This window comes from Janthinobacterium sp. PAMC25594, from assembly GCF_019443505.1.
Lineage (GTDB): Bacteria > Pseudomonadota > Gammaproteobacteria > Burkholderiales > Burkholderiaceae_D > Janthinobacterium.
The window spans coordinates 438,707-464,225 of the sequence record NZ_CP080377.1 but is presented as its reverse complement, the minus strand read 5'-3'; the positions used below and the strand labels follow the sequence as shown (position 1 = coordinate 464,225).

The window sequence follows — 25,519 nt, the reverse complement described above, 5'->3', positions numbered from 1 at the left end:
TCTGCTGTGTATGTGCGGCGCCGCGGTACAGGCCCATGCTGATACTGATCAAGCCGTGGAGCCATCCGGCCAGGAGGCGGCCGCGTCCGTCAATGTCAAAGGCATCCGGGACCCGGACTGGAAGCCCTACAGTGCCATGCTCAAGGGCGTCAAACGCTTCGAAGAAAAACACGCGCTGGCGCCAGGCGCCGAGTTGCGCTTCATCCTGGAACCGCGCCGTGCCGATGCCGACATGCATGGCATCGCGCTGCGGCTGGAAAGCGACGAGGCCGGTACCGCGATACCGCTGGGGGAGCGCAATATCTTCAGCTTGCCCGTCGGGCTCGGTCCTCTGTATGACAAGGCCGAGCTGACCTTGAACCGCAAGGCGGGGTCGGTCAGGTGGATTCCCTACATCCGCAGTGCGGCGACCAGCGACACCATCCGCCGCCTGGGCGACCTGCGGCTGGCCTGCGAAGTCCATTGGGCCATCGACAAGGACACCTTGCCTTTCGCCATGCGCACGGCGATGGGCGCACTGGGCGGGCCGTGCAATTTCGTGTCGCAAAAAGGCACCTACAGCTTTACGGAAGCACGGCGTATCACGGCCGCGACGATCAGCTACAACGGCAAAAGCGCGCCCGTGCCCTTCAGCGGCGCGTCGTTCACGCCGCCGTTGCGGGAGCAGGACTGGAGCGACGACAGCGTGCTCGAGCTCACATTCGACAATGAGCAGGCTGCTAATTGATTATTTCACCCGCTGCTTTTCCAGCTTCCTCGCCAGCGTGCGCCGGTGCATGCCCAGCCTTCTCGCCGTTTCCGAAATATTGAAATCCGTCTCGGCCAGCATTTCGTGGATGCGTTCCCATTCCAGGGTCTTGATGTTGGTGGCGCGGTTGGTCAGTTCGATGTCGGCGTTGCCGGCCACGTGGCCGAAGGCCGCTTCGATGTCGTCCGTGTTGGACGGCTTCGCCAGGTACTGGCAGGCGCCCAGTTTGATGGCTTCGACGGCCGTGCCGATGCTGGCGTAGCCCGTCAGCACGACGATCAGCATCTCCGGGTCGTGCTGGTGCAGCATCTGCACGCAGGCCAGGCCGGACGTATTGCCATTGAGCTTCAGATCGACGACGGCGTAGTCGGGGCAATGCTGTTCCAGCAAGGCGCTCGCTTCGTCGAAATTGGTGGCCAGGATGACCTGGTAGCCGCGCCGCTCGAACGAGCGGCCCAGGGTGCGGGCAAACGCGGCGTCGTCTTCGATGATCAATAACAGACGGTCATCCTGCATGGTGGTCGCTTTCTCTTTCCAGTTTGATGGCCGCCAGCGGCAAGGCCAGGTGCACCACCGCCCCGCCCTGCACCCGGTTGCGCGCCGTCACCGTGCCGCCCAGGGTACGCGCAACATTCACCACCAGGAACAGACCGAGGCCGCCGCCGGGCTTACCCTTGCTGCTTTGATATGGCTTGCCCAGGTGCGTCAGCATCGATGGCTCGAAGCCGGGGCCGGCATCGGTAATGACCAGGTGCAAGGCATCCGCTTCGCGCGTGGCCTCGAAGCGCAGCCAGTCCGGCGACGCTTCCAGCGCATTGTCGAGCACATTGCAAATCGTTTGTTTCAGGGTCGAATCGAAGACGACGGGTATGTCATGTTCGATGCGGTTATCGTACTCGAAATCCTGGATCGGGCGGCTGCTGCGCCACTCGTCCACCAGGTCGTTGAGAAAGGTGTTGATCGTCGTCTTCACGGACGATTCGCCGCGCGCCTCGCCCGCCGACAACAAAATGCCGCTGACGATGCTCTTGCAGCGCCGCAACTGCGCCTGCATTTCCGTGATTTCTTCCAGCAATTCGCTGTTCTTGCTCAATTCCGGCATGCGGCGCCAGTCGCCGAGGATGACTGACAGCGTGGCCAGCGGCGTGCCCAGTTCGTGCGCGGCGCCCGAGGCCAGCAAACCCATGCGGATGATGTGCTCTTCTTCCGCCGCGCGCTGGCGCAAGTCCGCCACCTTGGCGTCGCCGGCGCGCTGGTTGCGGTTGATGCGCGTGATGAACACCACCAGCAAGGCCGCGTTCAGGATAAAGCAGATCAGCAAGCCTTGCACGTAGAGGCTGGCAAAGCCCCGCTCGGGGTCGATCGGCAGAATCAGGGGGCCGGGCAGCAAGGCCAGGCCCGCCAGGCACAGGCTCGTGATGGCCACCATGATCCAGGTCGACCACACTTCCAGCAGCACGGCGCTGAGGATGACTTGCAATAAGTACAGGAAGGCAAACGGGTTGCTGATGCCGCCGCTCAGGTAGAGCTGGGCCGTCAGCACGGTGACGTCGACCAGCAGAGCGAGGAACAGGGCCGTATTGGACACGGGCTGGCGTTCGTGCCAGCGCAACAGGCTGGCCAGATTAAAAGCGATGAGGCAGGACAGCACTTCGAGCATGTAGGGCACGGGCAAGGCGATGCCCAGTCCCACGCCCACGCCGAAGATGGTGCTGATCTGGCCGATGACGGCCAGCCAGCGCAGCTGGATCAGCAGCTTCATGTTCTGGTGGCCGGCCGGATGTTCCATCTCGGCCGCCACGGCGCCGCGCTCTAAGACTTCGCGATTGGGCAGGATCTCAATCCTGCCCGGCATGGTCGCTTTCCTGGCGCTGGGCGCCACGGGCGCGGCGGCGCCGGCTTTCGCGCACGATCCACCAGCTGATGCCGGCCACCATCAGGGCCAGCGCAAACCACGTCAAGGCGTACACCAGGTGGTTGTTGTGGAACGAGATCACGGTCAGGCCGCCGACGGGGGCATCAACAGCCGTTTCCGATTTCTCTTTCGCATCGACAAAATACGGCGCCACGTTGGTGAGCATGTGCGAGCCGGCGATGGCGGCCACGTCGCGCGAATACCAGTGCTGCGTGGCAGGACTGTTTTCGCGCAGGAAACCACCGCCCGTCTCGCTGATGCGCAGCAAGCCTTCGACCTCGACGATGCCGGCCGGCGTGCCGGCGGCGATGCTGGCGCGTTTCGGCACGAAGCCGCGGTTGACCAGCACGGTGCTGCCATCGGCCAGGCGCAAGGGCGTCACCAGCCAGTAACCGCTGCCCAGTGCCGTCGTTGCCTGCACCAGGGTATTGAAAATGGGGAGATAGGTACCGGAGAGTCGCACATGGCGGTATTCATCCGTTTGTGGCGTAATGCTGGCCCAGGCTGCGGGTCCAGGTGCGTCCGTTGCGGGCGCATGTACGCGTTGTTCGACGCGCTCGATCAGGTCAAGCTTCCAGAACAGGCGCTTGACTTGCCAGGTTCCCAGGACACAGAAACCGGCAAACAAGATCCCCGCCAGCAAGGCCAATGCAATGCTTGAATAATGCACAGCCATGCCGCGTGGGCCTGGCGCGGCATCTTGCGATGCGGCGCCAGGGGCGCGCCCGGTGTTGCTTGGGCGCGTATTACTCATCATGGAGCCGTTTTCGTATGCATGTACTCAGGCATCAGATCCGGCATCATGTTGTGGTTCATGTGGTACATGACCCACAGGGAACCAGCCATGGCAATGCCCACGATCATGATCGTGAAGATCAGCGCCATCATGTTCCAGCCGCCTTCGGACTTGGTGTTCATGTGCAGGAAGTACACCATGTGCACCACCACTTGAACCGCCGCGAACGCCAGCAGGACCAGGCCCATGGTGCCCGAGTTGGTGATGACTTTCGTCATTACCAGCCAGAACGGAATGGCCGTCAGGATCACCGACAGGATGAAGCCGATGACGTAGCTTTTCAGGCTGCCATGATCGTGTTGGTCATGGTGATGGCTATCGCCGTGTGTGTGGTGGTCGCTCATGGCAGCACTCCCATCAGGTAGACAAAGGTGAAGACGCCGATCCAGATGACGTCCAGGAAGTGCCAGAACAGCGACAGGCACATCATGCGGCGGCCGTTTTCCGGGGTCAGGCCATGCTTGTTCAACTGGAACATCAAGGTCACGAGCCAGATCACGCCGAACGTCACGTGCAAGCCGTGGGTACCGACCAGGGCGAAGAACGACGACAGGAACGCGCTGCGCTGCGGACCGGCGCCTTCGTGGATCAGATGAATGAATTCATACATTTCCAGCGACAGGAAGGCCAGGCCGAACAGGCCCGTGATGCCCAGCCAGACCAGGGTGCTGCGCAATTGCTTGCGCTGCATGGCCAGCATGGCGAAGCCGTAGGTGATCGACGACAGCAGCAGCATGGCCGTGTTGACGGCCACCAGCGGCAGGTCGAACAGCGCGGCGCCCGTCGGGCCGTCCGCGTAGTTGCGGCCCACCACGGCGTACGTGGCGAACAGACAGGCGAAGATCAGGCAATCGCTCATCAGGTAGAGCCAGAAACCGAGCAAGCTGCCGTTTTCCGGGTGGTGCTCGCGCACAAAGTAGCTGCGCGTGCTTGGTGCGGCGCCAGCGGCGCCGGTGTTATGGGCGATGGTATCAGACATGGCTGCTCAGCAATTTAGTATAAGCGTCTTCGGTACGGACCACTTCTTCCGCAGGAATGTAGTAATCGCGCTTGTAGTTAAAGGTATGGACGATGATGGTGATCATCATGACCGCGAAGCCAATGCCGGCGACGAGCCACATTTGCCAGATCAGGCCAAAACCGACCAGTGCGCTCAGCGCGGCGATCACGAAACCAGCCCAGGTGTTCTTCGGCATGTGGATCTTCGTGAAACCGGACGTCGGACGCTGGTAACCGTGTTTCTTCATGTCAGTCCATGCATCGAGTTCGTGCACTTGTGGCGTGAAGGCGAAATTATAGTCTGGCGGAGGCGACGACGTCGACCATTCCAGCGTACGGCCACCCCATGGGTCACCGGTCACGTCGCGCAGGGCGTGACGGTTGCGGTAGCTGACGACGAACTGGATCAGCATGGAGCCGATGCCCAGTGCGATCGAGACGGCGCCAAACCAGGCGATGATGGTCCAGATTTGCAGCGATGGATCTTCAAAGTGGTTGACACGACGGGTCACGCCCATCAGGCCCAGCACGTACAGCGGCATGAAGGCCAGGTAGAAGCCGACGAACCAGAACCAGAACGAGCATTTGCCCCAGAAGGTGTCGAGCTTGTAGCCGAAGGCTTTCGGGTACCAGTAGTTGATCGCAGCGAATACGCCGAACACCACGCCGCCGATAATCACGTTATGGAAGTGGGCAATCAGGAACAGGCTGTTATGCAGCACGAAGTCCGCTGGTGGTACGGCCAGCAGCACGCCGGTCATGCCGCCGATGGTGAAGGTGACCATGAAGCCGATCGTCCACAGCATCGGCAGTTCAAAGCGGATACGGCCGCGGTACATGGTAAACAGCCAGTTGAAGATCTTCGCGCCCGTCGGGATCGAGATGATCATCGTCGTGATGCCGAAGAAGGAGTTGACGCTGGCGCCCGAACCCATGGTGAAGAAGTGATGCAGCCATACCAGGTACGACAGGATCATGATAACGCAGGTGGCGTACACCATCGAGGCGTAGCCGAACAGACGCTTGCTGCTGAATGTGGCGACGACTTCCGAGAACACGCCGAACAGCGGCAGGATCAGGATGTAGACCTCAGGGTGACCCCAGATCCAGATCAGGTTGACGTACATCATGGCGTTGCCGCCCAGTTCCGTCGTGAAGAAGTTAAAGCCTGCAACGCGGTCCAGCGACAGCATGGCCAGCACAGCCGTCAGTACCGGGAAAGCGGCGACGATCAGGATGTTGGTGCACAGTGCGGTCCAGGTAAACACTGGCATTTTCATCCAGGTCATGCCTGGCGCGCGCATCTTGACGATGGTGGCGATCAGGTTGACACCGGACAATAGCGTCCCGACCCCGGCAATCTGCAAGGACCAGATGTAATAGTCTACCCCCACGTCCGGACTGCCGACGATGCCCGACAGCGGCGGATAGGCCAGCCAGCCCGTGCGGGCGAATTCGCCGACGAACAGCGAAGCCATGACCAGGGCGGCGCCCATGGTGGTCATCCAGAAGCTGAAGTTATTGAGGAAAGGGAAAGCCACGTCGCGCGCGCCGATTTGCAGCGGCACCACGTAGTTCATCAGACCCGTCACGAAAGGCATCGCGACGAAGAAGATCATGATCACGCCGTGGGCGGTGAAGATCTGGTCGTAGTGATGCGGTGGCAGGAAGCCGGCATTGTCGCCAAAGGCGATCGCCTGCTGGGTACGCATCATGAGCGCGTCGGCAAAGCCGCGCAGCAGCATGACCAGGCCCAGGATCATGTACATGATACCGATTTTTTTATGGTCGATACTGGTGATCCAGTCGCGCCACAGGGTACCCCAGACGCGGAAATACGTCAGTGCCGCAACGAGTGCGATACCGCCCAGGGCAACCATCGCAAAGGTCGCCAGCAGGATAGGTTCGTGAAATGGAATTGCATCCCAAGTCAGACGGCCGAATATAAGCTTCGTCAGATCAATATGGTCTAGCATTGTTACTCTCAGAGAAAAAAGGGAGGCGCCAGGCAAGCGGCGCCAGTATCTGCAGCGCAATGCGCTGCGGGATTCATGCAGTTGTTACTTGGCTTGAACGCCCTTTTCAACCACTGCATCGCTAGCGACTACTGCCGTTACGGCCGCTACCGGGCTTTTTGCCATCGTCAATTTGTATGGCTCGACCGGCGTCACGCACAGGGCGTCGGAAACGATGGTGCGGTTCAGGATTGCCTTGTACAGATCGCTTGGTACGGCGCTGTAGCGGCGCACCGGGTCGCGTTCGCTAGGCTGGGCCAGCGACAGGTAGTCGTCGCGGTTCAGCGCGCCGCCACCGGCACGTGCCGATTCCACCCATTTGTCGAAGTCCGCATCATTGACACCGTGGAACTTGAAGCGCATGCCCGAGAAGCCGGCACCGCTGTAGTTCGCGGAGAAGCCCTTGTAGACACCAGGCTTGTTGATGACGGCATTCAACTGCGTTTCCATGCCCGGCATGGCGTAGATCTGACCTGCCAGTGCGGGGATGAAGAATGAGTTCATGACGGACGAGGCGGTGATCTTGAAGCGGATCGGACGATCGACGGGCGCGTACAGTTCATTCACGGAAGCGATGCCCTGCTCCGGGTAGATGAACAGCCATTTCCAGTCCAGCGCCACGACTTCGACGATCATCGGCTTGTGGCTGGCGGGAATCGGGCGGTTGGCGTCGATACGGCTCAATGGGCGATATGGATCGAGGGTATGGGTGCTGATCCAGGTCAGCAGGCCCAGCACGATGATGATCAGCAGGGGCGCGCCCCAGATAATCAGCTCGAGGCGAGTCGAGTGGTCCCAGTCCGGCTCGTATTTGGCCGCGGTATTGTTTTTTCTATAGCGCCATGCGAACAGCAGGGTCAGGGCGATTACCGGAACGATAATCAACAGCATCAGCAATGTCGAGATGACAATCAGATTGCCTTGCTGAACTGCGATGTCGCCAGACGCATTCAGTACCACCGTATTGCAACCAGCCAACAATGCGAGAGGTAAAAGAAGCAGTCCGCGACGAACTTTTAATGAAAACATACAGGAAAGTCCAGTACAGGGGATGAAGATATGGTACTGTATTCTCACTGGAGCGCGTTGGCAATTGGACGTTTTGTCCTACCCCTTGCTCGGATTTTCACTAGGTACGTACGGAGTTTTCCTACAACTATCTATTGAATAGTCCTACTCCGGGCGTGAGACACCCGGGGTATGTTACGCGTTGGCCGAACTCGAAACTATATTGGAGACGATCATCATGTCCAGCACGCGCACACACAGCGGGGATGTACCCGCCGACTTTTCCCCTCACTCCCTGCGCGACGCAAGCGGGGCCGGCACGGTCGAATCGCATATCGACCCCGGTGAGATCGCCGTCGGCGTGATCATCGGCCGCGCTTCCGAATACTTTGACTTCTTTGTCTACGCCATCGCCTCGGTGCTGGTGTTTCCGCGCGTCTTCTTCCCGTTCGAAGAACGCCTGGAGGGCACATTGTATGCGTTCCTGATCTTCTCGTTCGCCTTCATCGCCCGCCCGTTCGGCACCGTGATCTTCATGGAGATCCAGCGCCGCATGGGCCGCAGCGCCAAGCTGACGATCGCCCTCTTCCTGCTGGGCGTGTCGACGGCCGGCATCGCCTTCCTGCCGACCTACGCCCACCTGGGCTTTGCCGCCATCATCTGGTTGTCCGTGCTGCGCATCGGCCAGGGCGTGGCGCTCGGTGGTTCGTGGGATGGCTTGCCATCGCTGCTGGCCCTGAACGCGCCGGAAAACAAGCGCGGCTGGTACGCCATGCTGGGCCAGCTGGGCGCGCCCTTCGGCTTCCTGCTTGCCGCCGGCCTGTTCTGGTTCATGCTGACCAGCCTGACGGATGAAGACTTCCTCGACTGGGGCTGGCGCTATCCGTTCTATGTCGCCTTCGCCATCAACGTGGTGGCCCTGTTTGCCCGTTTGCGCCTGGTGTCGACGAATGAATATGCGCGCCTGCTGGACGAACGCGAACTGCAGCCCGTGAGCGTGTTTGAAATGAGCCGCGGCCAGGGCCGCAACGTGCTGATCGGCGCCCTCGCCGCGCTGGCCAGCTACGCGCTGTTCCATCTGGTCACCGTGTTCCCGCTGTCCTGGATTTCCGTCTACCAGACGCGTTCCGCCCCCGACTTCCTGCAAGTGCAGATGCTGGGCGCCGTGCTGGCCGCCATCGGCGTGGTGATTTCCGGCTTGCTGGCCGATAAAGTGGGCCGCCGCACCACCCTGGGCGTGCTGGCCGTGCTGATCGCCATTTTCAGCGCCTTCGTGCCGAGCCTGATGGGCGGCGGCAATACGGGCCAGGACGTGTTCATCCTCGTGGGCTTCAGCCTGCTGGGCCTGTCCTACGGCCAGGCAGCCGGTGCCGTGACGGCCAACTTCCCTGCCCGCTTCCGCTACACGGGTGCGGCCCTGACGTCCGACCTGGCCTGGCTGGTGGGCGCCGGCTTCGCCCCGCTGGTGGCGCTGGGCCTGTCAGCCAACTTCGGCCTCGCCTATGTCAGCTTCTACCTGCTGTCGGGCGCCGTCGCCTCGCTGGCTGCCCTGAGCCTGAACCGGGCGCTGGAAATCCGCGACTGACATATATATAGAGGCAATCTGGGTGGCAGCGCACCGCCACCCCGAACACCCCAGAAAACGCCGGCATCGTCCGGCGTTTTTTTATGCCATCCCACATCACTGTATCGCCAGTTGCCGCCCGCCCGTGCCCTCTTTCTTCGGCAAGTCCAGCAGCAGCACGCCATTTTCATAACGCGCCTGCGCGGCGGCCTCGTCCACCTCATGCGGCAGCACGAAGCTGCGATACTGCTGGCCATACTCGCGTTCGCTGCGCACGGTCTTGCCGCCGCCGTCGCGCGTCACTCTTTCATCCTTGAGTTCGGCACTGATGGAGACGCGGTTGCCGTCGATGGAGACCTTGATATCGTCCTTGTTGACGCCAGGAATGTCTGCCTGTACCTGGTAGGCTTGCCCGGTTTCGGAAATGTCGACGCGCATGCGTGACGAACCCCCATCGCGCAAGCGCAAGGCGGGCGCGAAAAAGTCATGCATGAAATCTTCCATGTCGCTGAACGGGTCGAAACGTGCCAGCGGATTTTGCGGATTGCGACGGATCAGATGATTGGCCATGATGTCCTCCTGCATGGACTGGTTTGCACACGGCGGTCGTCCGCAAGGACGCCGCCACCTCCTGCATCTTAGGATGCGAACCGCCAATCTCTTTGATCTGCCTCAATCGTAGCAATCTTGATTTTTTCGCTACTTTTCTCTGTGCGCTGCCGCGCTTTGCAGCGTCTTGCGAGTCGGCAATTGAGCGCAAGGCTGTTATGCTAGCGCACGCTATGCTTGACCACCAGAAAACTTGCATTTCAATTAAAATTGACTTTTTCGCGACAGCCTTCCACGGACATGATGAATACCAAGACCCCGATCGATTCCTTCAGCTTTCGCCGCATCCTCGCCCGTAACGTAACCTTGCCGCTGGTCATCGGGGTCATCACGGCCCTCTTGTCTGTCGGCCTGATCGCCTACCTGCTGTCGGCCCTGCGCTCGGTCGAACATTCGGAACGGGTGATCGGTAATGCGAACGAAGTCATGAAGCTGTCGGTCGACCTGGAAACGGGCATGCGCGGCTACTTGCTGACGGGCGACGAAACGTTTTTGGCGCCGTATAAATCGGGCAAGGCCAAGATCGCCGTCGAAATGACTACCCTGCTGGACCTCGTGTCCGACAGCCCCATCCAGACGGACCGCCTGCGCCGCATCCGCGCGCTGCAAAACCAGTGGATGGAGTATGCGGAAGGCGTGATCGCGCAGCGCCGCAACAACCAGGAATTCCTCGCGCGCGTGCGCCAGGGTGAAGGCAAGCTGGAATTTGACGAAATCCGCCGCGAATTCCTTGCCTTCCTGTCCATGGAACAACGACTGCGCCAGGAACGGGCCGATACGGCCGAGGGCCGCACCATGCTGGCCGTGGTGGTGTTCCTCATCCTCAGCCTGGGCATGTCCGGCTTCCTGGCCTACCTGGGCCGGCGCGAACTGCTGCGCCTGTCCGATATCTACAACGATGCGCTCGAACAGCGCGGCAAGGATAACGAGGTGCTGCAGGAGCAAGCCTGGCTGCGCACGGGACAGACGGAGCTGGCGGCACACACGAGCGGTCAGCTTGGCCTGGCGCAGCTGGGCCGGCACGTGCTCGATTTCCTGGCCGACCGGCTGGAAGTGGCCGTGGCCACCCTGTACGTCGTCGACGAAGATGGCAGCCTGCGCCGCACGGCCGTGTACGGCTTCAATGAGCAGGGCGTGAAGGAAAAACAGGTGTTCAAGCTGGGCGAAGGCCTGGTAGGCGAGACCGCGCGCGAGAAAAAGCTCAAGCATGTGCAGCAAGTCCCCGAGAATTATCTGACCGTGACGTCAAGCCTGGGGCGCGGTGCGCCGCTGGAACTGGTTTTGGCGCCCGTCAACAATGAAGGCATCGTCAACGGCGTCATCGAACTGGGCTTTACGCACCCCGTCAGCGCCCGCGCCAAGCAATGGCTGAACCTGATTGCGACCAATATCGGCACGTCGCTGGAAGCGGCCCTGTACCGCCAGCGCCTGCAAAATGTGCTGGAAGAAACCCAGCAACTGAATGAAGAGCTGGAAGTGCAGCAGGAAGAATTACGCACGGCCAACGAAGAGCTGGGCGAGCAGTCGCGCGTGCTGGAACAGTCGCAAGCCCACCTGGAAGAGCAAAAAGCGGCGCTGGAACAGTCGAACGAACAGCTGGCCGTGCAGGCGCTGTCGCTGGACCAGAAAAACATGGCGATCGGCCAGGCGCACGCCCAGCTGGAAGCCCGCGCGGACGAGCTGCAGCGCGCCAGCCGCTACAAATCCGAATTCCTGGCGAACATGTCGCACGAACTGCGCACGCCGTTGAACAGCTCGCTGATTCTGTCCAAGCTGCTGTCGGACAATAGCAGCGGCAACCTGACGCCGGAGCAAGTGACGTTTGCGCAAACCATTTATTCGGCCGGCAACGACTTGTTGACCCTCATCAACGATATCCTCGACATTTCCAAGGTCGAGGCAGGCAAGCTGGAATTGACGCCGGAAGCCGTGCCCTTCGCCGAGCTGCTCAGCAGCATGAAGATGTTGTTCGGCGCCCAGGCGCAGCAAAAGAAACTGGTGTTTGACGTCAAGGTGGCGCCGGACGCACCGCCGTCCTTCGTCAGCGACCGCCAGCGCCTGGAGCAAATCCTGAAAAACCTGCTGTCGAACGCCATCAAATTCACCGATACGGGCACCGTGTCCCTGCACGTGAGCACCGATGCGGCCGGCCAGGTGCGTTTCCAGGTACAGGATTCGGGCATCGGCATCGCCGACGAGCAGCAGCAAAAGGTGTTCGACGCCTTCCACCAGGCCGACGGCACCACCAGCCGCCGCTATGGCGGCACGGGCCTGGGCCTGTCGATTTCGCGCGACCTGGCCGCCTTGCTGGGTGGCAGCATCGAGCTGGCCAGCACGCCAGGCCAGGGCAGCACGTTTACATTGGTGTTGCCGGCCGTCATGCCGGAACGCGCCGTGGAAGCGGCGACAGTGCCGGCGGCGGCGCCACAAGCGCCCGCAAAAGTCACCGCGCCCAAGGCGGCGCCCGCCGCCAAGCCAGTGCCGCTGCCCACCTTCCAGGATGACCGGAACAGCGCGCACCCAGGCAAGACGGGCCAGCGTTCCGTGCTGGTGATCGAAGATGAGCCGTCATTTGCCGGCATCCTGTTCGACCTCGCGCATGAAATGCAATACCGCTGCCTGGTGGCGCACGGCGCCGACGAAGGCTTGCGCCTGGCGGAAGAATTCCTGCCCGACGCCATCCTGCTCGACATGGGCTTGCCGGACCGCCCGGGCTTGCTGGTCTTGCAGCAATTGAAGGAAAATCCGCTGACGCGCCACATTCCCGTGCACATCGTCTCGGGCAATGACCAGATCCAGGAAGCCATGCAGCTGGGCGCCATCGGCTATGCCACCAAGCCGCGCACGCGCGATCAGCTGAAGGAAGTGTTCCGCAAGCTCGAATCGAAATTCACGCAAAAGATGAAGCGCATCCTGCTGGTCGAGGATGATGAACGCCAGCGCGAAAGCGTGGTGCACCTGATCAGCGACGACGACGTGGAAATCACGGCCCTGGCGCTGGGCGAGCAGGCGCTGGAATTGCTGAAGACGCAGATTTTCGACTGCATGATCATCGACTTGAAGCTGCCTGACATCCAGGGCAACGAATTGCTCGAACGCATGGAACATGAAGAACTGTGCTCGTTCCCGCCCGTCATCGTCTATACGGGCCGCAACCTGAGCCGCGAGGAAGAAGCGGACCTCATGAAATACTCGCGCTCCATCATCATCAAGGGCGCCCGCTCGCCCGAACGCCTGCTCGACGAAGTGACCTTGTTCCTGCACAAGGTGGAGTCGGAACTGTCGAGCGAGCGACAGGGCATGCTGCAGCAGGTACGCAGCCGCGAACGCGTGTTTGAAGGCCGCAAGATTTTGCTGGTGGACGACGACGTGCGCAATATCTTTGCGCTGACGAATGCGCTGGAACAGAAAGGCGTGGTGGTGGAAATCGGCCGCAACGGCTTCGAAGCCATCAGCAAGCTCAACAGCGTGGACGATATCGACCTGGTGTTGATGGACGTCATGATGCCGGGCATGGATGGCCTGGAAGCGACGCGCTTGATCCGCGCTGATGGCCGCTACAACAAGCTGCCCATCATCGCCATTACGGCCAAGGCCATGAAAAATGACCAGGAAGAATGCTTGCAGGCGGGTGCGTCCGATTACCTGGCCAAGCCGATCGACCTGGACCGCTTGTATTCGCTGCTGCGCGTGTGGATGCCGAAGATGGAACGCATGTGATGTCCCTGCGCACCACGGACGCGCAACTGCATGCGCTGATGGAGGCGATCTGTCAGCGCTACAGCTATGATTTCCGCGACTATTCCCTGCCCTCGCAGCGCCGGCGCCTGAACCAGGCGCTGGAGCGCCTCCATTGCGCCGACTTGCCCGCCCTGCAGCAGCTGGTGCTGGACGACACGGCCGCCTTTGGCAAGCTGCTGCAGATTTTGACCGTGCCCGTCACGCAAATGTTCCGCGACCCGGCGTTTTTCCGCGCCTTGCGCGAACACGTGGTGCCCGTGCTGAAAACCTATCCGTCGCCGACGATCTGGGTGGCCGGCTGCTGCACGGGCGAAGAGGCACTGTCGCTGGCCATCGTGCTGCACGAGGAAGGCTTGCTCGAACGCAGCACGATTTACGCCACCGACATCAATCCGCAGGCGCTGGCCACGGCCGCACGCGGCGTGTATCCGCTGCACCGCATGGCCGACTACGGCGACAACTACCTGGCCGCGGGCGGCCTGGGCCAGCTGTCCGAGTACTACACGGTCGAGCATGCCACGGCGCGTTTCCAGCAGCGCCTGCTCGACAGGATCAACTTTGCCGACCACAGCCTGTCCACGGACAGCGTTTTTATTGAAACGCAATTGATTTGTTGCCGTAACGTGCTGATTTACTTCAATAAAACCTTGCAGGAACGGGCCCTGGGCCTGTTTCACGACTCGCTGTGCCACCGGGGCTTCCTGGGCCTGGGTAGCAAGGAAAGCACGCACTTCACGCGCTTTGCCGCCGACTTCGAGCCATTGCCGGGTCCCGAAAAGCTCTACCGCAAGCGTGCGCCGTCGCACGCCGCTTCCCACTACGCTGGACGGCATGGTCATGCCAGGAATGAAACATGATGAATGAAACAAGCACCAAACTGCTGATCGTCGACGATTTGCCGGAAAACTTGCGCGCGCTCAATGCGCTGATCCGCGAGAGCGACCGCAGCGTCTACCAGGCCTCCTCGGGCGAAGAAGCGCTGGCCCTGTTGCTGGAGCACGATTTCGCGCTGGCCATCCTCGACGTGCAAATGCCGGAAATGGATGGCTTTGAGCTCGCGCAATTGATGCGCGGCACGGAAAAAACGCGCCACATCCCCATCGTCTTCGTCACGGCGGCCGGCAAGGAAATGAATTTCGCCTTCCAGGGCTATGAAAGCGGCGCCGTCGATTTCCTGCACAAGCCGCTCGACATCAATGCCGTGCAAAGCAAGGTCAACGTCTTCGTGGCCCTGCACCAGCAGCGCAGCGAGACGCGGCGCCAGGTGCAGGCGCTTGAACACAGCCGCCAGCAGCAGGAAGCGTTATTGAAAGAATTACGTGCCACCCAGGCGGAACTGCAGCGCTCGCTGCGCCTGCGCGACGAATTCATGTCCATGGTGGCGCACGAACTGCGTACGCCATTAAATACGCTGTTCCTGGAAACGCAGATGCGCACCGTCAACCTGGAGCGGGGCAACCTGGCCGCCTTCGAGCCGGACAAGCTGAACAAGATGGTGGCGCGCGACGGGCGGCAAATCCGCAGCATGGTGCGCCTGATCGACGACATGCTCGATGTCTCGCGCATCACCAGCGGCAAGCTGTCGATCCGCCGCGAAGCCGTCGACCTGACCAGCCTCGTGCGCCGGGTGGCCGACGACCTGGCCCCGTATGCGGCCACGACGGGCAGCGTGCTGGAAGTGCTGGCCTTCGAACCGATCCACGGTTACTGGGATGCTTTCCGCGTCGAGCAGATCGTTGTCAACCTGATCAGCAATGCCGTGCGCTACGGCCAGGGCCAGCCCGTGGAAATCAGCCTGGCGCACACGCAGAACAGCGCCGTCATCGAAGTGCGCGACCATGGCATCGGCATCAATGCGCGCGACCAGGAACGCATCTTCGACGCGTTCGAACGCGTCATGCACCAGGACCGCACGGGCGGCCTGGGCCTGGGCCTGTTCATCACCAAGCAGCTGGTCGATGCGCATGGCGGCGCCATCACCCTGCAAAGCCAGCCCGGCAATGGCGCCCTGTTCAGCGTCACCCTGCCGCTGGCCGGCAGCTGAGCCCGGCATGAGCAGCACACCTGTCCCCCGCGGCCAGGCCGGCGCCAGTGGCGTGGCCTTTTTGCTGCAACTGGAACGCCGGCTGCGCCTGCTGCAAGACACGGGCGAGATCCTCTCGCTGTCGGCGCAGCTGCTGGGACAGCGCCTGGGCGCCCAGCAAGTGGCCTGTTTCGATATCGACCAGACCCTGCAATGCCCCACCCTGCAGCATGCGTGGAGCGATGGCCTGGCGCCCGGTGCCGCCGGCGAATATTTCCTCGGCGATTATGCGGCCCGCCTGGCCGATGCGCTGGCCGCCGGCCAGGCGCTGGCCGTCAGCGATGTGGCCAGCGACCCGCGCACGGCCACGCCGGCCGCGCTGGCCACGTTTGCGCGCCTGGGCATCCGTGCCTTCCTGAACATTCCCATCGCCAAGGAGGGCCGGCTGGCGGCCCTGTTCGTCGTGCACAGCGGCGCGGTGCGCCTGTGGCATGCGGACGAGATCGAACTGGCCGTGCAAGTGTCGGAACGGGTATGGTCGACCATTTTGCGGGCGCAGGCGGAATCGCGCCTGCGCGCCCTCAGTGCCAGCATGGAAATGCAGGTGGCCGAGCGCACGCGCGAGTTCGGCCGCACCTGGAACGTCAGCCCCGATTTGCTGGGCGTGCTCAACCTCGACGGCTATTTCGAGCACTCGAACCCCGCCTGGCAAGCCACCCTGGGCTGGTCGGTCGAGGAAATCCGCACGACGAAATTTTTTGAACTGATCCATCCGGACGACTTGCCGCGCACCCATGCGGCCTGGGACGCGGCCAACCAGGGCCAGCCGGCGCTGCGTTTCGAAAACCGCTACCGCCACAAGCTGGGCGGCTGGCACTGGCTGTCGTGGGTGGCCGCGCCCGAGGGCGAGAAGGTGTATTGCAGCGCGCGCGACATCACCGTGGAAAAGAAGCTGGAAGCGGACTTGGCCGCGCGCAACAGCGAGCGCGAGCGGCTGTGGCGCAGCGCGCAAGACCTGATGGTGGCCATCGACGCCGAGGGCTGCTTTGTCGCCGTCAACCCGGCTTCGTCAGCCATCCTGGGCTGGCTGCCCGAGGAAATGCTGGGCCGCAGCCTGTTCGACTTCGTGCTGTCCGAGGATGCCGCCGCCACCCGCCTGGCGCTGGCGCACGTGACGCAGGAAGCCATGCCCAGCTTTGAAAACCGCTACCGGCACCGCGATGGCGGCCACCGCTGGCTGTCCTGGTCGGCGGCGCCCGAAGGCGACCTGATTTTCGCCACCGGGCGCCACGTCACCCTGGAAAAGGAAGCGGAATGCACCTTGCGCAGCATGCAGGAATCGTTGCGCCACAGCGAGATGGCCCTGCTGCAATCGCAAAAGCTCGAAGCGCTGGGCAAGCTGACGGGTGGCGTGGCCCATGATTTCAATAACGTGCTGCAAATTATCTCGGGCAATCTGCAACTGCTGCAGATGACCCTGGACGACGACCCGCTGGCCGCCAAGCGCATCGCCAGCGCCTCGGCCGCCGTGGAACGGGGTGCCAAGCTGTCGGCCCAGCTGCTGGCCTTTGCGCGGCGTCAACCGTTGAAACCGCTGGTGACGGACCTGGCGCAACTGCTGCGTTCGACGGAAGAGCTGCTGCGGCGCGCCACGGGCGAAAGCATCGAGACGCGTTTGCTGCTGGCCGACGATTGCTGGCGTGCCCTGGTCGACCCGCACCAGCTGGAAAACGTCATCCTCAACCTGGCCATCAACGCGCGCGACGCGATGGAGGGCCAGGGCCAGCTGAACATCGAACTGGGCAATAGCGTGCTGGGCAGCGACTATGCGGCGCGCCATGCGGACGTGGCGCCCGGCGACTATGTGCAGCTGGCCGTCTCGGACACGGGCTCGGGCATTCCCGCCGACTTGCTGGACAAGATTTTCGAACCATTCTTCACGACAAAGAAGGAAGGCGAAGGCACGGGCCTGGGCCTGTCCATGGCGTACGGCTTCCTGCGCCAGAGCGGCGGCCACCTGACGGTGGACAGCGTGCCCGGCCATGGCAGCACCTTCCGCATCTACCTGCCGCGCTCGCTCGAAGCGGAAACGGAATTGCCGCTGCAGCTGGACGGCCCCGTGCTGGGCGGCAAGGAAACCATTCTCGTCGTGGAAGACGACGTGCAGGTGCAGACGACGGTGGTGGACATGCTGCGCGGCCTCGGCTATGCCGTGCTGCGCGCCAGCGACGGCGAAAGCGCGCTGGCCATCGTCAGCAGCGGCGTGCCCATCGACCTGCTGTTTACGGATGTGGTGATGCCAGGCAAGGTCGCCAGCACGGAACTGGCGCGCCAGGCACGGCTGCTGCTGCCCCAGCTGGCCGTGTTGTTTACCTCGGGCTACACGCAGGACGCCATCATGCAGGGCGGCCGCCTGGAACCGGGCGTGGAGCTGTTGAGCAAGCCGTACCGGCGCGAAGACCTGGCGCGGCGCATCCGCCACCTGCTGGCCAACGGCCGCCACGTGACGGCCTTGCACCAGTACCGCGCGCAACTGGCGCCGCAGCCTGCGCCGGCACTGCCGACAGGACGCCATATCCTCCTGGTGGAAGACAATCCGGACGCGCGCGCCATGACGGGCGAACTGCTGGCCATGCTGGGACACACGGTGCAGGCCGTGGGCACGGCCGAGGCAGCCGTGCCCCTGCTGGGCACGCCGGGACTGGAACTGCTGCTGACCGATATCAGCCTGCCGCACATGTCGGGCGTCGAGCTGGCCGAGCTGGCGGCGCGCGACTATCCACAGCTGGAAGTGGTGTTTTCCACGGGCCATGCGCCCGCCAATTCCGGCGTGCTGGACCCGGCCGCTCGCTTCCTGGTAAAACCATTTACCATCGAGCAATTGCAGCAAGCCCTTCAGGTGCCAACCTAGTAAACGTCCTGCCGGCGCGCCTTCAGTGCGCCGGCCAGCTCTTCCAGACCAAACGGTTTGCGCAGGAAGCGCGCGCTGGCGTCCTGCATCAGGCTGGCACCCCAGTCGTGCCCGGACGCAAACACCACCTCCAGCTGCGGCCAGTGCGCGCGCGCGTGGCGCGCCAGTTCCAGGCCGGACATGGTGGGCAGGCTGATGTCCGTCACCAGCACGTCCAGGCCCGGCATGGCCAGCAGGGGCAAGGCTGCCTCGGCGCTGGCCACCCCATGCACGGTATGGCCCAGCATATTGAGCATTTCCGTCGTCATTACACGCGCATCGTCATTGTCTTCCACCAGCAGGATGCGCCGTCCCGACGGGTCGGGCGCACCCGCCAGACGGCGGTCGGCCAGCAAGTGGCGCAAGCGCCGCGCCAGGTCTTCACGCTGGTAGGGTTTGCTCAACAGTTCCACGCCCGGGTCCAGCCGTCCGCCCTGCATGATGGCGTTGTGCGTGTAGCCCGAGGTAAACAGCACGGCCAGCTCCGGCAGCAGCAGCCGGGCCTGCTGCGCCAGCTCCTTGCTGCTGACGGGACCCGGCATGACGACATCCGTAAACAGCAGGTCGATGGCCACGCCCGTGCCCAGCAGGGCCAGCGCCGAAGCGCCATCGTCCGCATGCAGCACGTCGTAGCCGAGGCCGCGCAACATGTCGACCACCGTGTGCCGCACGGGCGCATCGTCTTCCACCACGAGGATGGTCTCGCCGCCGCCCAGCACGGGACCCGTCAGGCCGGCTGGCGGCTCGGCCAGCGTTTCCAGCGAACGGGGCAGGTAAATTTTAAACGTCGTGCCGGCGCCGGGCGCGCTGTGCACCTTGATGTGGCCGGCGCTCTGGCGGATGAAACCGTAGGCCATGGACAAGCCCAGGCCCGTGCCCTCGCCTTCGCGCTTGGTGGTGAAGAACGGTTCGAAAATCTGGTCGATCACGTCGCGCTCCATGCCATGGCCCGTGTCGGTGATGGTCAGCAGCACATATTGCCCCTCCAGCACATCGGCATGCAGGCTGGCGTAGGCGGCATCGAGCGTGACATTGCTCAAGGTGAACGTCAGGCGGCCGCCCCCTTCCATCGCGTCGCGCGCATTGATGGCCATGTTCAGCAGCACGTTTTCCATCTGGTTCGGGTCGACCAGGGTGTGCCACAAGCCTTCGCTGATGAAGGTTTCCTCGGTGACCACCTCGCCCAAGGCACGGCGGATCAGCTCGTGCATGCGGCGCAGCAGGCGTCCCAGGTCCGTCACCAGCGGCTTCAACGGTTGACGCCGCGCAAAGGCCAGCAGCTGCGACGACAGCTTGGCGCCCCGCTCGACGGCAGAGGCGGCCGAATCGAGGCGTCTGGCCGCCTGCGGATTATCGGCCACCGTCAGTTTCAGCAACTGCAAATTGCCGGAAATGATTTGCAGGACATTGTTGAAATCGTGGGCCACGCCGCCCGTCAGCTTGCCGATCGATTCCAGCTTTTGCGCCTGCAATAACGCTTGCTCGCTGCGCACCAGCGCCAGCCGCGCCTCTTTTTCATCGGTGACGTCGCGGCCGATGGCGTGGATCAGCTTTTGCGCCGGCACGGCCGTCCAGGAAATCCAGCGGTAGCCGCCATCGCGGCGCCGGTAGCGGTTTTCCATGCGCAAGGTGGGCGCGCCATGGGCCAGGCGCGACAAATCCTTCAAGGCCGCCATGCGGTCGTCCGGATGCACGAGGCTGATGAAATCCATGCCCAGCGATTCGATTTCAGGGCGGTCGAGGATGTGGCTCCAGGCGGGATTGACGGCGATGATCATGCCGGCCAGGTCCGCCACCAGCATGATGTCGGTCGACAGCCGCCACATGCGGTCGCGGTCGGCCGTGCGGTTGGCCATTTCCACTTCCAGCGAGGAATTCAGGTAAGCCATCTTTTCCAGCACGTTCTTTTGTTCCTGTACGTCCGTATTCGTGCCCACCCAGCGCAACACCGTGCCTGTCTCATCGAACAGGGGCAAGGCGCGCGCCAGGAACCAGCGGTAGGCGCCGTCGCTGGCGCGGCGCATGCGGAACTCGTGTTCGTAGGCGCCTGCCGTGGCGACGGCCCGCTCCCAGCTTTTCTGCGTGGCTTGCACGTCGTCCGGATGCACGCAGTGGCGAAAACCGCTGGTGACCAGCGACTTCAGCGATTGCCCCGTGTACTCGCACACCTGCTCATTGACCCAGTAGGTGGCGCCGCTGCCATGCGCGAGCCAGGCCTGGTTGGGCATGGTCGAGGCGAGCGAACGGAACTGTGCCTCGCTGTCGAGCAAGGCATTGCGCGCCTGCCAGTGTTCGTCGATATCCTCGCAGGAGCCATACCATTTCACGGGCTGGCCCCGCTCGTCGAGCCGGCAATACGCGCGCGAGTGCACCCAGCGGTAGCGGCCGTCCTGGCGGCGCACGCGCATTTCCTGGTCCAGGGGCTGGCCGCTGCCCACCGCTTCGCTCCACGCCGCCAATGCGCGGGGCACGTCCTCGGGATGGATGGCGTCGAGCCAGCTGCTGCCCAAGCCATTGACGCCCGTCCATTCGCGCCAGCGTTGCGCCACATAGTCGAGCTTGCCGTCGATGTCGGCAGTCCACAGCACTTGCGTGTTCAGTTCTATGGCGTAATGAAAGTGTTCGCGGCTGTCGTGCAACGCTCTTTCCAGCTGGCCCCGCTCGATGACATGCGCGGCCACGCGCGCGGCCAGCGCCAGCAGTTCGATTTCCGGTTGCGTGGGATGGCATGACGCGGGGAAGAACAGGCCCAGCACGCCCAGGATATGCCCTTTGGCGCCGAACACGGGGGCGACCCAGCAAGCGCGGTAGCCGTGCAGCATGGCTTCCTTGCGGCCCGCGCTCCAGTGCACATCGCGCGTGATGTCGCCGCAATAGACGGGCGCGCCGGAAAAGGCCGCCGTGCCGAATGGCGAAGGCTGTTCGCCGCCGTGCCGCAGGGCCAGACACAGGTCTTGCGGCAGGCTGGGCGCGGACAAGCCGCAAAAGCGGTCGGCCTCGTCGATCAGCACCAGGCAGGCATGCGCGCCGCCATCGGCCAGGTCTTGCAGCGCCAGCAACAAATGCTCCAATGCATGGGCCAGGTCGGCGCCTGCCGCGATACTGCCTAGCGCACTATGCTCGGCGTCCAGCAAGGAAATAATATTGTTTGCGTGCACCGTGTCTATAAGGAGGGGAAACTGATGCCCGAAATATACCATGGGGCACCCCTCATGCAGGAGGAAAACAGAACAGTGTTTTATGCCTGTGCCAGCGTCTGTTGCAGCAGCGCCAGCAAGGCGCGCGTCTTGGCGGCCAGGTGGCGATGGCTGGGATAGCACGCCACCACGTCGAGCGGCACGGCTAGCAGGTCCAGTTCGACATGCACGAGATCGCCCCGCGCCAGGTGCGCCGCGCAGGCGGCACGCGCCAGCAGCGCAAAACCGACGCCGGCCAGGGCCGCGCTGCGCGCCATCTCTCCGCTGTCGGCCCGGTAGCGCGCCTGCACGGCCACGGGCTGCGCCCGGCCGTCGGCCCCGAAAAATTGCCAGGCCTTGCCATGCAGGGCGGCCCGCGTGGCGATGCAGGGCAGCTGCGCCAGTTGCGCCACCATGTGCGGCGTCCCCGTGCGGGCCAGCAAGGCGGGCGCGGCCACCACGATGCTGGGCAGAGACAGCAAGGTCTGCTGGATCATAGAACTGTCGGGCGGCACGCCGCGCTGGAAGACGATGGCCAGGTCCACGTCGTCGCGCAGCGGTTCGCCGCCGGCCATGCTGGTCTGGCATTCGATGTCCAGCGCTCCGTGCCGGGCCGCGAATTGCGCAATGATCGGCCCCAGCAGCTGCGCGCCGAATTCGGCCGGCAAGCTCAGTTTCAGGACGCCGCGCAAGGTGGCGTGCTGGTCCTGCAATTCCGCTTCCAAGAGCAATAAATCGTCCATCAGGGGCCGCGCCCGCGCCTGCAGCAAGCGTCCCTGCCCCGTCATGCGCAGGTGCCGCGTCGTCCGCTCCAGCAGCCGCGACCCCAGTTGCGCTTCCAGCTGGGCGATATGCCGGCTGACATTCGAGGTCGGCAAGCCCAGCTTGCGTGCCGCGCCCGCAAAACTGCCCGCCTCGACGACGGCAAGAAAGTAGCGCAAATGATTCAGATCGATGCTGGAGCTCATGATTATCCCGATTTTGCAATGATGCATGCCGATTATGCCCCATTCCACCACCCAGGATGATGATCTAGCATGGATGCCTTTCATCAAGGAACCACCATGCAGATCCTGATCCTGGGCGCCGGTATCGCTGGCGCCGCCTGCGCGCTGGCCCTGCAGCGCCACGGCCATCAAATTACTCTCGTGGAGCGCCAGCCGTCGCCCGACACCATGGGCGGCGGCGTCGTGCTGTGGCCGAACGCCAGCCATGTGCTGGACCAGCTCGATCTGCTGGGTGCCGTGGCGTCCCGCGCCGGCACGCCCGTGGAAATGCGCCGCCTGGACCGCCACGGCAATCTGCTCAGTGCGCTGGACATCGGCCAGCTCGACGCCGCCATGGGCCACGCCAGCCATGCCATCCTGCGGCGCGACCTGCAAGCGATCTTGTTGACCCGGCTGCGGGAACTGGGCGTGCGGGTGGAGTACGGGCAGCCGGTGATGTCGCTGTCCGGCGATGCGCAGCAGCAAGGGCTGGTGCACCTGGCCGATGGCCGCGTGCTGCAGGCGGACATGATCCTGGGCGCCGAAGGCCGGATGCGCTCGGCCGCGAGGCAGTACGTGACGGGCGACAGTTCTCCCCGCTACCAGGGTTTCATCAACTGGGTGGGCATCACGCAATTGCCGCCCGGTGAACCGCAGCTCTTCGATGCGCCGGCCATCCACGACTACTGGGGCTGTGGCTTGCGCTTTGGCATCGTGCCCGTTTCCCCGCACACGTATTATTGGGCGGGCGCGCAAACGGCGCCCACGCCCCCGTCAAGTCAGCCCGCCCACTTGCAGGAGCACCTGGCGCGGCTGTTCGACGCCTGGCCGCAAGCCGTGCGCCGCGTGATACGGCACGGCGAACCGCAGGCGCTGCGGCAAATCGCCATCCACGACCATGATCCCGTGGAGCGCTGGCAGCGCGGCAATGTCTTGCTGGTGGGCGACGCCGCCCACGCCGCCCTGCCCACCTCGGGACAAGGCGCATGCCAGGCGCTGGAAGATGCCTGGCAGCTGGCGCAGTGCCTGCAAGCGGACGGTTCCCTGGAAGAGCGCCTGCAGGCGTACACGGCAAGGCGCCAGCCGAAGACGCGGCAGATCACCTTGCAGGCGAGAGCGATGGCGCAGTCGCTGTTCCAGTTAGATGAGGCTGCTTGCCGCCAGCGCGACGCGCAAGCGCGCCAGGCCGATACGCGGAAAATCGTGGCGGACATGGCGCGCGCCTGGGGCAGCGGGCTGTTTTCTGCGCAGTAAGCCTATGCTACAGTGTTGTTCTATTCTCAAGCGAAAGCAACGATGCCCACGTCCCTGCCATCCTCCCTGCTCGCCACCGCCCTGCTCGCCTCCACCCACGGCGCCGTCGCCTCCCCCATGAGCCTGGATGACTACCTGGCCCTGAACGGCCCAGCGCCCACGGCGCAGCTCGCGTATGGCCCCGCGCCGTCGCAGTACGCGCAGCTGTTCCGGCCGACTGGTGCGGGACCGTTCCCCGTCGTCGTGCTCGTGCATGGCGGCTGCTGGACGGTGGCCTTCGGCGGCATCGGGCAGATGCGCAACGTGGCCAGCGCCCTGGTGGCGCAAGGCATCGCCGTGTGGAATGTCGAATACCGCCGCGTCGACGAGCCGGGCGGGGGCTACCCGGGCACCTATGAAGACATGCACGCGGCGCTCGACAGCCTGCGCCAGCACGCACCCCAGTACCAGCTGGACGTGAAGCGCATCCTCGCCATGGGCCACTCGGCCGGCGGCCAGCTGGTGCAATGGATCGCCGGAAGGGAAAAGCTGCCCAAGACCAGCCCCCTGTACCGCGACAGCTTCCTGCCAATCAAGAATATCCTCAGCCTGGGCGGCCTGGCCGACCTGCGCCATGAAAAGGAATTGATCAAGAGCAGCTGCGAACGCGACATGGCGCAACTGGCAGGCAGCGCCAGCACTGAGCGTCCCGACATCTACAGCGACACCAACGCCGCCGACCTGATGCCCAACGGCAGCCGCACCGTGCTGGCGACCGGAGAACTCGACACCATCTCCCCTCCCCGCGTCGCGCACGACTATGCGGCCAGGGCCAAGCTGGCCGGCGACCATGCGGAAGTGCTGATCTTGCCCGGCGCCAGCCACTATGACGAGATTGCCGCCACATCGAATGCATGGCGGATGATCTTGCCGGTAATCAAACAGATGCTGGCAATGGAGGCGAAATGAAGCGCGCCATCGCCTTCACCCTGCTTGCCGCCTGCTCCGCCATGGCGTTCGCCGCCGACACCGCGTCACTCGAAAGCGGCTTGCTGCATGCCATGTAGCTCAAAAAGGGCACCACCGAACGGACGGGTACGTCCGGCCGGGCCATCCGCGCCTACCAGCACTCCGGTCTGGTCAGCAAAACGCCCCGCCAGCGCTTCGACTACACCGACTACTACCTGCTGGACAAGCCAGTGCCCTTCATGGGCCACGAACTGGTGCTGATCGAAGAAGAATACCGCAGCAAATACATAGGCTGCTGCGCCAGCCCCGGCGTCGGGATCACGCTGAAAGTCCATGGCAGCATCAAGAATCTGCAACAGTTCGCCCGCGCCAACCGCTGCACCCTGACCGATCATATTGATTTTGCACATAACCTGCGCGAAGTGGCGATCAAGAACAAGGTGCCCAAGGCGCACTATGCGTCCCTGAGCTGCCGCGAGCGCGATGCCGAGCGCGATGAGTCGTGACAGCTCCCCGCATTACGGACGATGATCGCCTGCGGAGTCAAGCGGTCGGCGTGACAATGTGTGACTTTTCTCGCTTGGTAATTCGTTATGCTCATTGCCGCAGTCGGCCACTACCTGCCAAACGAGGTCGTTGCTAAATTCTGGCGCTTGGAGTGGCACACCTGCGGTCTCCTTTAAGAGATGCAGCAGTGCCTATTGAAATGGTGGCGATTCATACGCAGAAACATCAGCTTGGGGATTCGCATAGCTGAGCCTGTGTCGGAATGGCAGACCTGACCCTC

At 63.2% G+C, this 25,519-nt stretch carries 19 protein-coding genes; 9 read left to right on the top strand and 10 right to left on the bottom strand.

The window, feature by feature from the left end:
• The first annotated feature begins 55 nt into the window (after positions 1–55).
• A complete protein-coding gene (locus tag KY494_RS02075; RefSeq protein WP_219889678.1) occupies positions 56–727 on the top strand; it encodes a hypothetical protein in 672 nt (223 codons plus the stop codon).
• On the opposite strand, the gene KY494_RS02070 is transcribed toward KY494_RS02075, so the two are convergent.
• The 7 genes from KY494_RS02070 to cyoA form a co-directional block, all read right to left on the bottom strand.
• Positions 728–1,264, bottom strand: coding sequence for a response regulator transcription factor (locus tag KY494_RS02070; protein WP_099377157.1), 537 nt, complete (start codon positions 1,262–1,264; stop codon positions 728–730).
• Entirely contained in the window at positions 1,254–2,603 is a 1,350-nt protein-coding gene (locus KY494_RS02065; RefSeq protein ID WP_219889677.1) for an ATP-binding protein, read from the bottom strand. The genes KY494_RS02070 and KY494_RS02065 overlap by 11 nt, the downstream gene beginning before the upstream one ends.
• On the bottom strand, positions 2,587–3,420 hold the full coding sequence (locus tag KY494_RS02060) for an SURF1 family protein (protein ID WP_219889676.1): 834 nt from the start codon (positions 3,418–3,420) through the stop codon (positions 2,587–2,589). The genes KY494_RS02065 and KY494_RS02060 overlap by 17 nt, the downstream gene beginning before the upstream one ends.
• Positions 3,417–3,803: a cytochrome o ubiquinol oxidase subunit IV gene (cyoD, locus tag KY494_RS02055; RefSeq protein WP_219889675.1), complete on the bottom strand. Its 387-nt coding sequence runs from the start codon at positions 3,801–3,803 to the stop codon at positions 3,417–3,419. Before cyoD ends, KY494_RS02060 begins: the two co-directional genes overlap by 4 nt.
• Positions 3,800–4,438 carry a cytochrome o ubiquinol oxidase subunit III gene (gene cyoC / locus KY494_RS02050; RefSeq protein ID WP_071077269.1) on the bottom strand — a complete coding sequence of 213 codons (639 nt, stop codon included), beginning with the start codon at positions 4,436–4,438 and terminating at the stop codon, positions 3,800–3,802. The genes cyoD and cyoC overlap by 4 nt, the downstream gene beginning before the upstream one ends.
• Complete coding sequence (gene cyoB, locus KY494_RS02045; protein WP_219889674.1) at positions 4,431–6,434, bottom strand: cytochrome o ubiquinol oxidase subunit I; 2,004 nt, start codon at positions 6,432–6,434, stop codon at positions 4,431–4,433. Before cyoB ends, cyoC begins: the two co-directional genes overlap by 8 nt.
• An 84-nt stretch (positions 6,435–6,518) precedes the next feature.
• Complete coding sequence (gene cyoA / locus KY494_RS02040) at positions 6,519–7,502, bottom strand: ubiquinol oxidase subunit II (protein ID WP_258194603.1); 984 nt, start codon at positions 7,500–7,502, stop codon at positions 6,519–6,521.
• A 217-nt stretch (positions 7,503–7,719) separates the two neighbouring features.
• On the opposite strand from cyoA, the gene KY494_RS02035 reads away from it, so the two are divergent.
• Positions 7,720–9,066: an MFS transporter gene (locus tag KY494_RS02035; protein WP_219134394.1), complete on the top strand. Its 1,347-nt coding sequence runs from the start codon at positions 7,720–7,722 to the stop codon at positions 9,064–9,066.
• Between the two features lie 96 nt (positions 9,067–9,162).
• Here the strand turns inward: KY494_RS02035 and KY494_RS02030 are convergent, their stop codons facing one another.
• A complete protein-coding gene (locus KY494_RS02030; protein ID WP_219889673.1) occupies positions 9,163–9,615 on the bottom strand; it encodes an Hsp20/alpha crystallin family protein in 453 nt (150 codons plus the stop codon).
• A gap of 282 nt (positions 9,616–9,897) precedes the next feature.
• On the opposite strand from KY494_RS02030, the gene KY494_RS02025 reads away from it, so the two are divergent.
• Genes KY494_RS02025 through KY494_RS02010 form a run of 4 tightly spaced genes read left to right on the top strand, consistent with a single transcriptional unit; the run spans position 9,898 to position 18,329 of the window.
• Entirely contained in the window at positions 9,898–13,374 is a 3,477-nt protein-coding gene (locus tag KY494_RS02025) for a response regulator (protein WP_219889672.1), read from the top strand.
• Positions 13,374–14,252, top strand: a complete 879-nt coding sequence (locus KY494_RS02020; RefSeq protein ID WP_219889671.1) for a protein-glutamate O-methyltransferase CheR — start codon at positions 13,374–13,376, stop codon at positions 14,250–14,252. Before KY494_RS02025 ends, KY494_RS02020 begins: the two co-directional genes overlap by 1 nt.
• On the top strand, positions 14,249–15,439 hold the full coding sequence (locus tag KY494_RS02015; protein WP_258194602.1) for a hybrid sensor histidine kinase/response regulator: 1,191 nt from the start codon (positions 14,249–14,251) through the stop codon (positions 15,437–15,439). Before KY494_RS02020 ends, KY494_RS02015 begins: the two co-directional genes overlap by 4 nt.
• A 7-nt stretch (positions 15,440–15,446) precedes the next feature.
• Positions 15,447–18,329: a response regulator gene (locus KY494_RS02010; protein WP_219889670.1), complete on the top strand. Its 2,883-nt coding sequence runs from the start codon at positions 15,447–15,449 to the stop codon at positions 18,327–18,329.
• Here the strand turns inward: KY494_RS02010 and KY494_RS02005 are convergent.
• Together KY494_RS02005 and KY494_RS02000 are read right to left on the bottom strand one after the other, a co-directional pair.
• Entirely contained in the window at positions 18,326–21,526 is a 3,201-nt protein-coding gene (locus KY494_RS02005) for a PAS domain-containing protein (RefSeq protein ID WP_258194599.1), read from the bottom strand. The genes KY494_RS02010 and KY494_RS02005 overlap by 4 nt on opposite strands.
• A gap of 80 nt (positions 21,527–21,606) precedes the next feature.
• Entirely contained in the window at positions 21,607–22,512 is a 906-nt protein-coding gene (locus KY494_RS02000; protein WP_219889669.1) for a LysR family transcriptional regulator, read from the bottom strand.
• Positions 22,513–22,608: 96 nt separating this feature from the next.
• Here KY494_RS02000 and KY494_RS01995 point away from each other — a divergent pair, with 96 nt between their 5' ends.
• The 3 genes from KY494_RS01995 to KY494_RS01985 all read left to right on the top strand — a co-directional run bounded on the left by KY494_RS01995 (position 22,609) and on the right by KY494_RS01985 (position 25,238).
• A complete protein-coding gene (locus KY494_RS01995) occupies positions 22,609–23,784 on the top strand; it encodes an FAD-dependent oxidoreductase (protein ID WP_219889668.1) in 1,176 nt (391 codons plus the stop codon).
• 42 nt (positions 23,785–23,826) lie between these two features.
• A complete protein-coding gene (locus KY494_RS01990; RefSeq protein WP_219889667.1) occupies positions 23,827–24,732 on the top strand; it encodes an alpha/beta hydrolase in 906 nt (301 codons plus the stop codon).
• Positions 24,733–24,971: 239 nt separating this feature from the next.
• Positions 24,972–25,238: a hypothetical protein gene (locus tag KY494_RS01985; protein ID WP_219889666.1), complete on the top strand. Its 267-nt coding sequence runs from the start codon at positions 24,972–24,974 to the stop codon at positions 25,236–25,238.
• Positions 25,239–25,519: the final 281 nt, after the last annotated feature.